Here is a 13,289-nt window from a genome sequence, read left to right as displayed (position 1 = left end):
TTTAAATTTTATTCAGTGAGGATAAAAATGAAGATTTATTGTCAAACAAATAACAAAATAGGATTTTTTTCAAAAGCTCAAGATCAAGCTATTCGTGATCAAAATAAAGTGCATTCTCTTTTAACAGGGCGTAAAGACACAATGGATGAGGCTTATCTTGACCAAAGGGAAGTGAGTATGATGATTAAATATAGCCCTGGGGCAAGAGCACAAGAAATTGCACAGTTTATAGATCAAGAAGGAAGTGTGGTTATTCATCCTTTGAAAGAAGAATTTAAAGCGGAATTAAGAGCCAGAATATTTAATAATAACCAAAACCCCACACCACATAACACCCATGATAATCCCGATAATAATGTTTCCGCTCTCTCTTTATCCTAACAGCAACTTTACTCTGACAGGTACTCTTTTAAAAAGATATCTGTCAGAATAAATCTCGTCTCAAAAATTTCTATCCCAGATGCCTTCTTGAACAAAGGCTTTAAAAATGGCGTTGCCTGGACGCCAGCGGTTGAGTTTCTGGGTAGTTGAATTCTGTCTTTCAAAATCTGTAAATAAGTCTCGGCATATAAAGCCAAAACGTAAGTGATATAACATTACTTCAACTACTATACTAAGATTAAGCGTATAAAGATTAAGTTGTAGCCAATTTTTTTCAACTTGAACCGTAGCGGTTCATTGGGCATAAGTCTAAGCATTGCAAACTCGTTTTTACTTGCTATAAAAATCGTTATATGATTAGTTTGTTACATTTATCAATGAGTTAGGAATGGAGGGGGCTTTAATTTGACCATCTACTTGAAGCTGCGGGCAAGCAGGCTTCACGTAGGCGGAAGGTGAATTGTCAACACACTTCGGTTGGGGATTCTGGATTATTTATAGGGATTTCTACTGGTAGCAATGCAAATGGTGACTTTATGAAAGAGATGATTCATTTTGCGCATGGAAATGGTTTTCCAGCTTTATGTTATAAACAAATGTTGGATAGCCTCGAGAATGAATTCGATTATTGTTACATCGACAGGCTTGGCCATAATCCTTTATTTCCTGTGAGCGAAAACTGGCACAATCTCGTTTCCGAAGTCATTTTCAGTATTAAAAAGCAGGCTAATCAACCTGTAATTGCAGTAGGACATTCTTTGGGAGGAATTTTAAGCTTATTGGCAGCAATTGAACAACCCGAATTATTTAAAGCGGTCATTATGTTGGACTCACCTTTAATCGGAACTTTCAAATCAAGTATGGTTCGTTTGGCAAAAGCACTTGGCATCATTGATCGGGTTACGCCGGCATTTAGAACTCGAGGTCGTCGTATGTATTGGAAAAATCATGATCAATTAATTGACTATTTAAAAACACGAGACTTATTTAAAACCTTTACGGATGCCTGCTTAGATGATTATATTACCTACGGTTTAGAGTATAAAGAGGATGGATATTATTTACGCTTTGATAGGCATATTGAATATCAGATTTATCGAACCATTCCACATGTCATTCCACATTATGAAGGTAAATTATTAATTCCGTCGGCACTAATTTATGGTGACAAAACTACTGTGGTTGGTAAAATGGATGTGCGTTACATGAAAAAGTATTTTAATGTAACAAGTTATAAAACTAATGGGACCCATTTATTTCCCATGGAGCACCCTGAAGTTGTGGCAAAGCAAATTATAAAAATTGTGTCTGGTTTAAACTTAAATTGAGTCTGTTTACAATTCGCTAAGCTGAAGAAGAGTAGAATTGTCAACACACTCTAGTACTTGTGGCCAGAAGGCCCAAAATTAAGGAGAATAATGTGCTACACGCTATTTTAGTGCTCATAGTCATTGGGGCTGCAGGGATATTGCTAACAAGGCAGGCAGCAATTTCAGTGTGGGCTATTAGCTTTGGTTTATTTAGTGCTCTTGTTTTCTATTATGGCTCTCCTGGTTTAACAACAAAAATCATTCTTATTTTAGTTGAGCTCGCTTTAATTGCAGGCACGATAAGACCTTTAAGACGAACCTTATTATCCAAATATTTTTTTAAAACCGTAAGTAAAGCCATGCCAGCTATGTCTGCGACTGAAAGAGAGGCACTAGAGGCGGGTACTGTAAGTTGGGAAGGCGATTTATTTAGTGGTGCTCCGGACTTTTCCATATTGAGAAACGCACCTACAGTCCGTTTGACGGAGGAAGAGCAAGCTTTCCTTGATGGTCCTGTAAACACCTTATGTGCAATGATTGATGATTGGAACATTACTCATAATCTTACCGATTTGCCTCCAGAAATTTGGCAATTCATCAAAGAAAATCGGTTCTTGGGTATGATTATTCCTAAGCAATATGGTGGTCTGGAATTCTCTGCTACAGCGCAAATGTCAGTTTTAGTAAAAATTTATGGGCGTTCAATTACAGCGGCTACAACTATATCTGTACCCAATTCTTTAGGTCCAGGAGAGTTGTTACTTAAATATGGAACTGAAGAACAAAAAAATTACTATTTGCCACGATTGGCTGATGGAAGGGAAATCCCATGCTTTGCTTTGACAGGACCTAATGCTGGCTCTGATGCCGCATCGATACCAGACAAAGGGGTAGTATGTCATCAAGAAATTAATGGTCAAAAAGTATTAGGTATTCGCTTAAATTGGGATAAGCGTTACATTACCTTATGCCCAGCAGCTACTGTAATTGGATTAGCATTCAGATTATTTGATCCAGATAATTTGTTGGGTAAAGGTGAAGATGTAGGTATAAGTTGTGCGTTGATACCAGCAAATACCCCTGGTATTACAAAGGGCCGCCGTCATTTCCCACTGAATACAGGCTTTTTAAACGGTCCGACTCAAGGTAAGGACGTATTTATTCCTATGGATTACTTGATTGGTGGCGTTTCCATGGCTGGCTGTGGTTGGCGTATGTTAATGGAGTGTTTGAGTGCTGGAAGAGCAATTTCCTTACCTTCGAGTGCTAATGGAGGTGCGCAAGCCGCTGCTTTAGCTTCTGGAGCTTATGCACGCATTCGCAAACAATTTAGCCAACCAATAGGAAAGTTTGAAGGAATTGAGGAGCCTTTAGCTCGGATTGCAGCGAATACGTATATTATTGATGCAGCATTAACAATGGCTGCGGCTGCAATTGATAACGGAGCCAAACCTTCTGTTGTAGGTGCTATATTAAAATACCATACTACTGAACGTGCAAGACAAATTTCTCTTGACGCGATGGATATTCATGGTGGAAAAGGGATTTGTCTCGGTCCTAATAATTACTTGGGTAGAGGATATCAGGGATCTCCCATCGCCATTACTGTTGAAGGTGCAAATATATTAACTCGAAGTTTAATTATTTTTGGCCAGGGAGCAATTCGATGTCATCCTTATGTGTTTAAGGAGCTTGAAAGTATAAGAAATAATAATTTGGTTGAATTCGATAAGGCATTTTTTGCCCATGCTGGATTTGTGATTGCTAATTTTACTAAGTCAGTCATTTTTGCTTGGACTGATGCACATATGTCTAAAGCACCAGTGAGTAGTATGAAGCGTTACTATCAACTCGTGCATAAGTACAGTGCTAACTTGGCTTTTCTTGCAGATTTCTCGATGAGCGTGCTGGGTGGCAACTTGAAGCGTAAAGAAAAATTATCTTCTCGTCTTGGCGATATGTTGAGTGCATTGTATTTGACTTCAGCAGTCTTGAAACGGTTTCATGACGATGGTGAACCTAAAGCCGATTTACCTTTAGTTGAGTGGAGTTGTCAGCAATTATTGCATGAGTGTGAAATGGCAATGCATGGTGTTATTGTGAATTTTCCAGCACGTTGGGCACGAGTCGTTTTACGCTTGATTATCAAACCATTAGGTAATCGAAGAAACAAACCTAATGATCAACTAGGTCATAAATTAGCTAGAATATTAATAGAACCTGGTGAAACGCGTACACGTATAACTCGTTTGGTTTACAGTAAAGCGGGTGAGAATTGTCCTTTGGGTCGCATGGAGGAGGCTTTTCATAAAATTTGCGCTGCTGATGAGTTAGAAAGAAAAGTAATGAGAGCAGTAAAAGATAATGTTTTAAAGTCACTTACCTTGGTTGAGCAGATCAATGAGGCTTTAGTATGTGGATTGCTAACTGATGCAGAAGCCAAGCAATTAAAAGAAGCGGAATTGGCTCGACAAGATGTGATTAAAGTAGATGATTTCGATGATGAGGAGTTACGACGCCCATCATCAGTAAAATCAGCTCGAAGCAAAAAAGTTGTTGTAAATAAAGATGATATAGAGTCAGAGATGATTTAACTTTGATTTTTGTATTATTCAATGTCAGTTCATTGCTAGTTCAAAAATAGTTTAGTCTGGGTGCGCAGGGAGACCCATATGATGCACTCAGGCTATTCTGGTCTATACTTAGACAAAGTCATTCAGTCAAAGCGATTATAGTCTAAAGAACATTTTTCCTTGATATTGGGAGAGATTTAAAAATATGGAGGTTAGCATGAAAAAAAGTTCAGTGCAGAACACGATCATGATGACCCTATTGATGAGTTGTTTTGTATTGTTAGCATCCATATCGACTATGACCTTCGCAGATCCTCCCACTCAAGTTGCTCGTCTAAGCTATATTAACGGGACTGTGAGTTTTTTACCCGCAGGAGAATCACAGTGGGTAGGTGTTACTCTTAATCGACCTTTAATTTCAAATGATCAACTATGGTCGGATACAGGCTCTATTGCTGAAATGCAACTGTCTGGGGCCACTGTCCGTGTTGGAAGTCAAACAGCATTAAAAATTTTGAATTTAAATGATGAAATAGCACAGTTTCAAATCGAACAGGGAACTCTTGTTTTAAGTATCAAAAAAATTAATTCCCAACAATCATATGAAGTGGATACGCCGAATTTAGCTTTTGTAATTACTGAGCCTGGATATTATCGTTTCGATGTCATAGCAGAAGACAACATGACTACCGTAAGTGTGAGAATGGGGCAGGGAACAGCTTACGGAGAAAGTACATCCAATATGATTAGTGTGGGTAACTCATGCAGTGCCACAGGGACTAACTTAGATAATTTTCAATGTACTACACTGGGTGTAGCATACGATGATTTTGAGAGCTGGAGTTTAGAGCGTGATAAAATGGCAGGAACAGTCTCTACTCAATATATATCTCCAGATACTATAGGCTATGAAGATCTCGGTAATTATGGTTCCTGGACTGAAGATCAACAATATGGTCCCGTTTGGTATCCTAATAATGTGGAGTCAGATTGGGCACCTTACCAAAATGGTCAATGGATATGGTTAGGCCTTTGGGGCTGGACTTGGGTGGATAATCAACCTTGGGGATTTGCCCCATTCCACTATGGTCGTTGGGCTTTCGTTAGGAATCGATGGTGTTGGGTCCCTGGACCTATAGGTGCTCGTCCTATGTATGCACCTGCATTAACCGTATTCATTGGCGGCAATAACCCTCAATTAATGATAAATGGTGGATATGGTATTGGTTGGTTTCCTTTAGCCCCAGGAGAACCTTATATCCCTCCTTATCACGTTAGTCGAGAATATTTTACTGCGATCAATTTGAGTAATACCGTTATTGATGCTAGGTTCATTAATAATATTTATAAAAATCAAAACAAGGTAATTAATTATAGAAATGAACACTTTGCTAATGGAGTTACCGTTATATCATCTGATGATTTTATTAATTCAAGAATAGTAAATAATCTTCGCTCACGTATCCCTAATCATATTCTCTTTAATGCTGCGCAAACTCATGTCGCACCTATTGTGCCTCGACCTGTTAGTCTATTTGGAGGAAAGGGATTTACACAGGCGATACCTCCAGTACAAATAATATCAAGGCCAATCATAACCAAAACTCAGCCTCCTTCAGCAACGCCTTCTTTCTCAGAAGTAAAACCGTTTTTGTTAAAAAATGGCGGCAGACCTTTGAGTCCAGCAGAAGTTCAGAATATAAGTGCTGGAAAATTAGGCATCATAAAGCAATCACCTCCAGTAACTGTTCATCCAGTACCTGGTCAAGTTCCGGGTGGGCAATTAGTTCCGAATCCACCGAATCCCAAAGCGACGCCCGGTCTAAATGTTCAACCTACCCAAAATATTCAACCTGGACTAAATGTTCCTCCTGGCATAAAAGTTCAACCCGGCCCAAAAGTTCATCCTAGTCCAACCGCTCAGCCTGGTCCAATGGTTCAGCCTGGTCCAAAAGTCCATCATGGTCCAAAAGTCCATCATGGTCCAATGGTTCAACCTGGTCCAACTGTTCAACCCGGTCCAATGGTTCAGCCTGGTCCAACTGTTCAACCCGGCCCAAAAGTTCATCATGGTCCAATGGTTCAACCTGGTCCAGCTGTTCAACCCGGTCCAACTGTTCAACCCGGTCCAAAAGTCCATCATGGTCCAATGGTTCAACCTGGTCCAACTGCTCAACCTGGTCCAGCTGTTCAACCCGGCCCAAAAGTTCATCCTGGCCCAATTGTTCCACCTGGTCCAACTGTCCAACCGGGTCCATCTGTTCAGCCTAAACCGTATGTTCATCCTGGGCCAAACGTTCAACCTAAACCATATGTTCAGCCAAAGCAGCAATAGACTTTAGTCATCAATTCTACTGCAGCTTTTTTCTGCGGAGTTCTAAAAAATTGTAAAGTTAATCAAAGAGTATGCGTTAAGAAGTGTTTAATTTTATAAAACGAAGTAAACCAATATGAGTCTACAACTGAGTTTTCGAAAAGAAATCAGTATCAACTTAGGAAACACCTAAAAAAGTTCTATGTTTTAGGGAACAAAACTAATGATTTAGAATGGATTATTATTCCGGTAAACGTGACCCTGAGTAATGTCTCATATTCCATGTTTCAATAACATTTTCTGAAAGTTTTTAAGCGTTTTCCTTAACCTCATCTGGCATGGTGATGTTTAATTCAAGCACTGAGTTATCGCCCATGCGTTCAAGATTCACACTGACTTGATCTCGAGTGACATGGACATATTTCGCAATAACAGCGAGAATTTCTTCTTGAAGCTTTGGTAGGTAGTCAGGTGTATTGCGTTGTGAGCGTTCATGAGAAATAATTATCTGTAAACGTTCTTTAGCAACTGATGCTGTAGCAGTCCTTCTACGCAAGTAATTAAAAATACTCATACCGTCACTTCCTCCTTGTTTTTACTGAATAAGCGACGCAATAATCCCTTACGATCACTACTTATGAAGCGCATTGGTCTCTCTTCACCGAGAAAACGAGCAATTGCATCTTGATATGCAATACCGGCGTCACTTGTTTCGTCAAGAACTACGGGTGTACCTGTATTTGACGCTTTAAGCACTGACTTTGACTCTGGAATAACGCCAATTAATGGAATGGCCAATATTTCTTTTACATCTGTTACAGAAAGCATGTCACCACGCTCGACACGTTCTGGGTCATAACGGGTTAATAATAAATGTTCTTGAATTGGTGATTTATTTTCAATAGCTCTTTTAGTCTTACTTGCAAGAATTCCTAGTATCCGATCGGAATCGCGTACAGAAGAAACTTCTGGATTCGTTACAACGATTGCATGGTCAGCAAAATACATAGCCATTAATGCACCTGTTTCAATTCCAGCAGGCGAATCACAAATAATAAAGTCAAAATCCTTTGAAAGATCATTAAGGATTCTTTCAACTCCTTCGAGTGTTAATGCATCTTTATCACGTGTTTGTGATGCAGGAAGGATACAAAGGTTTGGGATACGTTTGTCTTTAATTAAAGCTTGATTGAGGTTTGCTTCGCCATTTATGACATTAATAAAATCATAAACGACTCGTCGTTCGCAGCCCATGATAATATCAAGGTTTCTTAAGCCGATATCAAAGTCAATAACCACAGTTTTGTGCCCTAAGAGAGCAAGTCCTGAAGAAATAGCCGCAGAAGAAGTAGTTTTTCCTACTCCACCTTTGCCGGATGTAATTACAATTATTTTAGCCAACGCTGAACCCTTCCTATTTTTTTTGATTCAACACAATATTTAACCAACAGTGTACACGTTAATCGATTAATAATTCAAGTAGTGCAAGAGTGATCTGTGGAAAAACATTTTCCAAAATTGAGTGAGATAAAAATAATTTTTAATCTATTTTTTACGTTTCATCCTGTGCTTGAGCCTTTAACAATACTCGATAAAAAAAGGGTAAACTAGGACTCAAGAATAAAGGCACTGGATTTTTGATGGGAACAGCTAAAAAGTCTTATAATTATAAGGGATTATTATGTTTATTGTAAATTATCTGTTTAATTTATCCACAATTTATAGTAAACTATTCGGTTAATTTAACTCCTGATAGCGAGAATAAAATGGCGCTTTCTATTGTGCAGCAATCATTAACTTTTGACGATGTACTTCTTGTTCCTGCACACTCTTTAATACTTCCTAAAGATGTGTCTTTGAGAACAAAATTAACTCGTGCGATTAACCTGAATATTCCTCTTTTATCAGCAGCCATGGATACCGTTACTGAGGCGCGCTTAGCCATTGCCTTAGCTCAAGAAGGTGGTATTGGTATTATTCATAAGAATATGACCATTGCGGCACAGGCTGAAGAAGTTCGAAAAGTGAAAAAATTTGAAAGTGGTATGGTTAGGGATCCAATCACTGTGACGCCTAATATCACTGTTAAAGAATTACTGGATGTAATGTCTAAGTATAATATTTCAGGGGTTCCTGTAGTTGATGGAGAGGATTTAGTTGGCATCGTAACAAGTCGTGATATCCGTTTTGAAACGAATTTGTCTTTGAGTGTCGAACAAGTGATGACACCTAAGACGCAGTTAGTAACGGTCAGAGAGGGGGCAAGTCGCGAAGAAGTACGTAGTTTATTACACAAGCATCGTATTGAAAAACTGCTTGTGGTAAACGATGCTTTTCAATTACGTGGGTTAATTACAGTTAAAGACATCCAGAAAGCTAAAGAAAATCCTTATGCGTGTAAAGACGATGCGGAGCAATTACGTGTTGGCGCAGCTGTTGGTGTGGGTGAGGGGACTGATGAACGTATTAGTGCATTGATTGAAGCTGGTGTTGATGTCCTTGTTGTTGATACGGCTCATGGACATTCGCAAGGCGTACTTGATCGTGTTAAGTGGATTAAGAAGCACCATCCGGAAATACAGGTAATTGGTGGAAATATAGCTACAGCTGCAGCAGCTCGCGATTTATATACTGTAGGCGCGGACGCCGTAAAAGTGGGTATAGGCCCTGGTTCTATTTGTACTACACGTATCGTAACCGGTGTTGGGGTTCCACAAATTACTGCCATCGCCAATGTGGCAAAAGAACTTAAAGGAAAAATTCCAGTAATAGCAGATGGTGGAATACGTTTTTCTGGTGATGTTTGTAAAGCACTTGCTGCAGGTGCTGATACTGTAATGCTTGGAAGCATGTTTGCAGGAACAGAAGAATCACCAGGTGAAATTGAATTATATCAAGGTAGAACTTATAAGAATTACCGAGGTATGGGATCAATTGGAGCCATGGCTTCATCACAAGGTTCCAGTGACCGTTATTTCCAGGATGCTTCATTAGGCTCAGAAAAATTAGTTCCAGAAGGAATTGAAGGTCGTGTTCCTTATAAAGGATCGGCGCAAACAATTATTCACCAATTGTTAGGTGGTTTGCGTTCTTGCATGGGCTATACAGGATGTGAAAATATCGAACAATTACATACTAAGGCTGAGTTTGTACAAGTGACTAATGCAGGAATGAGAGAATCACATGTCCATGATGTCAGTATTACTAAACAGGCACCAAACTATCAGGTGGATAATTAATAATGAACGATTTAAAACAACATCCTTTACTCATCCTTGATTTTGGTTCTCAATACACACAATTGATTGCTCGCCGAGTACGTGAGCTAGGTGTGTATTGTGAGATTCATCCTTTCAACATAACCCAAGAAGAATTTGCTTCTTTAAGTCCTTGCGGCATCATTCTGTCTGGTGGCCCAGCAACTGTAACCCACGATGCAAATCCTCGAGCACCCCAATGGTTATTTAATGCTGGGATTCCTATTTTGGGGATTTGCTATGGGATGCAAACCATGGCAGTACAATTAGGGGGAGAAGTACAGTCATCTTCTATGAGAGAATTTGGTTATGCTGAATTGAAGTTGCATGGTCACAGCAAATTGTTTTCACAAATTGAAGATCGCCTTAACACAGATGGAAATGCTTTATTGGATGTTTGGATGAGCCATGGAGATAAGGTGACGAAATTACCTGTTGGCTTTAAGGTAATTTGTGAAACGCGTAATGCTCCAATTGCTGGAATGGCGGATGAAAATCGCCAGATGTATGGTGTGCAATTTCATCCAGAAGTAACCCATACTCTGCAAGGGATACGTATTTTACATCGTTTCGTTGTAGATATTTGTAAGGCTTCAACGAATTGGACCTCAGAACTTATTATTGATGAAGCAATCAGTAAAATCAGAGCTAAGGTAGGAACAGATAAAGTTTTACTCGGTTTATCGGGTGGTGTAGATTCTTCGGTAGTTGCTGCTTTATTACATAAGGCTATTGGCTCACAATTGGTTTGTGTTTTTGTAGATACTGGCTTGTTGCGTTTTAACGAAGCAGATGAAGTCATGGAGATGTTTGGCAAGCACATGGGTATTGAAGTGATTGCCGTTAAAGCAGAAGAACGATTTTTTAATGCTCTGAAAGGGGTTTCTTGCCCTGAGGAAAAAAGAAAAATTATTGGACGTACTTTTATCGAAGTATTTGATGAGGAAGCACTAAAAATTCCTGGAGTTTCCTGGTTGGCACAAGGAACGATTTATCCTGATGTTATTGAGTCGGCAGCAACGAGTACCAATGGTGCTTCAGTGGTCATTAAATCGCACCATAATGTAGGTGGATTGCCAGAAACCTTAAACTTAAAACTATTAGAGCCTATCCGTGAATTATTTAAAGATGAAGTTCGTAATATTGGACTTGAGTTAGGTTTGCCACATGACATGGTTTATCGCCATCCTTTTCCTGGTCCTGGATTGGGGGTTCGAATTCTAGCAGAAGTGAAAAAGGAATATGCAGATATTTTACGTCGAGCGGATGCTATTTTTATTGAAGAATTAAGAAAAGCGGATCTTTATCATAAAGTCAGTCAGGCTTTTGCTGTATTTTTACCGGTTAAAAGTGTGGGGGTGATGGGGGATGGACGTAAATACGATTACGTGATTTGTCTTCGGGCTGTTGAGACGGTCGATTTTATGACAGCACACTGGTCGCAATTACCTTGGGACTTTCTTGGCCATATTTCCAATCGCATTATTAATGAAGTAGATGGGGTATCTCGTGTAACGTATGATATTTCAGGTAAACCACCAGCTACAATTGAATGGGAATAATTATTGGCTGGGTTATATGGCAAAAATCCCGGATCAAGCTGCGCTAATCCGGGCTACAAATCACCCAAACTATAAATTGTAAAATTTTTTTCTATAACTAATAATGAACGATCACTATTGGATGCAAAAAGCATATGAGCAGGCAATTCTAGCCCAAAATGAAGGAGAAGTTCCTGTTGGTGCCGTACTGGTAAGCAAAGATAATCAGTTATTAGGCTTAGGACGAAACGTCACACAAAACAGCCATGATCCATCGGACCATGCAGAAGTCCGTGCAATCAGGCATGCATCGCAACAGCTAAAAAATCACCGACTATTAGATACAACGCTCTATGTGACTCTTGAACCTTGCGCCATGTGCGCGGGACTTATTGTTCATGCCCGGATTAAAAGAGTGGTTTTTGCAACCCGAGATTTTAAAGCAGGAGCCGCAGGATCCGTCTATAACTTGTTGCAGGGTTATCCTTTAAATCATAAAGTTCAAATTGATGAGGGAATTATGCAAGCGGAGTGTTCTTTATTGCTGACAGAGTTTTTTCAAATATTGCGGTAAATTTTTTTAAAGTTTTTTCTATTGGGATTTATAGGTGCTTATGAATTACCGGAGATAACTGTAGATTACAGAAACATTCCCGTGCTTGGATGATGACTACTTATTGTAGCTTAGGTTGGTCTTTTTCCTGTATCCCCTGTTGTTTATCCGCTATCCTCCGTCCATTAAAAAATCTTAATTTATCTTTTTCAACGGGTGTCATCTTCTTATCAAAGTTCAGAATTGCTTGATAAAATTCGGTAGTTTCTGGCTTTTGTAACTTTTTGGGACTACGGATAGCTTTCTCGGCAGCTGCTAGGATTTTTATATATTTATCTGCCGAACTTAAAGTAGGATCAGTTGCAATCTTATAAATACGTGCAACACGATGAGGGACTGTTTTCTCCTGTCCATCAATAACAATAGTCTTGCCTCCCCCTAATCCAAAGAAGCCCGTCTTCCATATTCCTTTTTCTATTTCATTCTTGAGCAGATCAATTATAAAACTATTAAAAAATGCATGGTATTTTCTGTTGGTGATATTCGGGCGTATATAGGTCCTTACAATCTCTGGATTTGACTCCCAAGGGGCTTCTACTTTTTTTAATTGATTGTTTTCGTTTAAGAAGTAAAAATTGATTTGTCCCCGTTCATAATAAGGTTTGAATTGCTCCCAATATCGGTAAAGAAAGCGAAGTTCAGCAAAAGTTATTTTGTCGAATTTTTTATCAAAACACATCTTGTAATCTATTTTGTTCAAAACAAAATGTAGTTTATGTTCATTATTAAGCGTCCAAAAAACGCCCATCTTTGACATTTTTTTAATGAAGGGCATTTTGTCAGTTTGCTTTGTTAAGGGCGAAAGTTGTTCAATTTCATTGTTTAAAAGACTGGCATATGATTTAAATGTTTGTGCGGGGGCATAAAAGGGATTGGTTGGTTTTGCAAAACTGGGATCGAGAAGGGGTTCAAGAAAGGGGTCAATAGTTGCATTAAATAGCTCATCTACTCTTGTAGCGAAAGCATCTTTTCCTTGCGCTCTCAAAAAATAAAATAAACTAATACGTGAACCGCTTATTCCATAAACTAGATCTCCCTCCTCAAATCCATCTAAAAGTGTATTTAAGTTTTCTTCAACAATATTCGGAATAAATTCTTTTAAATAAAATGGATAATGAGGCTCAGAGGGGCTGGAAATTACCTCTAAAACATGATGGCATTCCTCTTCTATTTCCTCGGGAACTTCTTCTTCATCACCAAGATGTACCAAAGTATTATAACTTTTTTTTAGCTCTTCAATTTCATCAATATTGGAGTTCCAATAGGTTCGCAAAATTGAAGCCACCTGCCTTTTTTTCAT

The 13,289-nt window shown here is 38.9% G+C and carries 10 protein-coding genes; 7 read left to right on the top strand and 3 right to left on the bottom strand.

All coding sequences use genetic code 11. The annotated features are described in order from the left end of the window. Positions 1-27 precede the first annotated feature (27 nt). The 4 genes from ACF8MK_RS14995 (at position 28) to ACF8MK_RS14980 (ending at position 6,599) form a co-directional block, all read left to right on the top strand. The gene (locus ACF8MK_RS14995; protein WP_392537329.1) at positions 28-381 is read left to right on the top strand and encodes a hypothetical protein; all 354 of its coding nucleotides are present in this window, start codon (positions 28-30) and stop codon (positions 379-381) included. Between the two features lie 536 nt (positions 382-917). Next, the gene (locus tag ACF8MK_RS14990; protein WP_392537328.1) at positions 918-1,709 is read left to right on the top strand and encodes an alpha/beta fold hydrolase; all 792 of its coding nucleotides are present in this window, start codon (positions 918-920) and stop codon (positions 1,707-1,709) included. Positions 1,710-1,801: 92 nt separating this feature from the next. Further along, positions 1,802-4,285, top strand: coding sequence for an acyl-CoA dehydrogenase (locus ACF8MK_RS14985; RefSeq protein WP_392537327.1), 2,484 nt, complete (start codon positions 1,802-1,804; stop codon positions 4,283-4,285). 196 nt (positions 4,286-4,481) lie between these two features. Further along, the gene (locus ACF8MK_RS14980; protein WP_392537326.1) at positions 4,482-6,599 is read left to right on the top strand and encodes a DUF6600 domain-containing protein; all 2,118 of its coding nucleotides are present in this window, start codon (positions 4,482-4,484) and stop codon (positions 6,597-6,599) included. Positions 6,600-6,888: 289 nt separating this feature from the next. Here the strand turns inward: ACF8MK_RS14980 and minE are convergent, their stop codons facing one another. Both minE and minD read right to left on the bottom strand, forming a co-directional pair. Continuing rightward, positions 6,889-7,152 (bottom strand): cell division topological specificity factor MinE, encoded by a 264-nt coding sequence (minE, locus tag ACF8MK_RS14975; RefSeq protein WP_028381812.1) that lies wholly within the window; start codon positions 7,150-7,152, stop codon positions 6,889-6,891. Next, positions 7,149-7,979 (bottom strand): septum site-determining protein MinD, encoded by an 831-nt coding sequence (gene minD, locus ACF8MK_RS14970; RefSeq protein ID WP_265702270.1) that lies wholly within the window; start codon positions 7,977-7,979, stop codon positions 7,149-7,151. Before minD ends, minE begins: the two co-directional genes overlap by 4 nt. A 365-nt stretch (positions 7,980-8,344) precedes the next feature. Between minD and guaB the strand changes: the two genes are divergently transcribed. From guaB to tadA, 3 genes are all read left to right on the top strand, one after another. Beyond that, positions 8,345-9,817 carry an IMP dehydrogenase gene (guaB, locus tag ACF8MK_RS14965; RefSeq protein WP_392537325.1) on the top strand — a complete coding sequence of 491 codons (1,473 nt, stop codon included), beginning with the start codon at positions 8,345-8,347 and terminating at the stop codon, positions 9,815-9,817. 2 nt (positions 9,818-9,819) lie between these two features. Next, positions 9,820-11,397: a glutamine-hydrolyzing GMP synthase gene (gene guaA / locus ACF8MK_RS14960; RefSeq protein ID WP_392537324.1), complete on the top strand. Its 1,578-nt coding sequence runs from the start codon at positions 9,820-9,822 to the stop codon at positions 11,395-11,397. 103 nt (positions 11,398-11,500) lie between these two features. Next, positions 11,501-11,950: a tRNA adenosine(34) deaminase TadA gene (gene tadA / locus ACF8MK_RS14955; protein ID WP_265711818.1), complete on the top strand. Its 450-nt coding sequence runs from the start codon at positions 11,501-11,503 to the stop codon at positions 11,948-11,950. 100 nt (positions 11,951-12,050) lie between these two features. Here tadA and ACF8MK_RS14950 read toward each other — a convergent pair whose 3' ends face one another. Next, positions 12,051-13,289, bottom strand: a complete 1,239-nt coding sequence (locus ACF8MK_RS14950) for a hypothetical protein (RefSeq protein WP_392537323.1) — start codon at positions 13,287-13,289, stop codon at positions 12,051-12,053.

The sequence above is a fragment of the Legionella sp. 227 genome (assembly GCF_043161935.1).
Lineage (GTDB): Bacteria > Pseudomonadota > Gammaproteobacteria > Legionellales > Legionellaceae > Legionella > Legionella sheltonii.
Note: the sequence above shows the minus strand (reverse complement) of the source record. Positions and strands in the feature narration are given on the sequence as shown.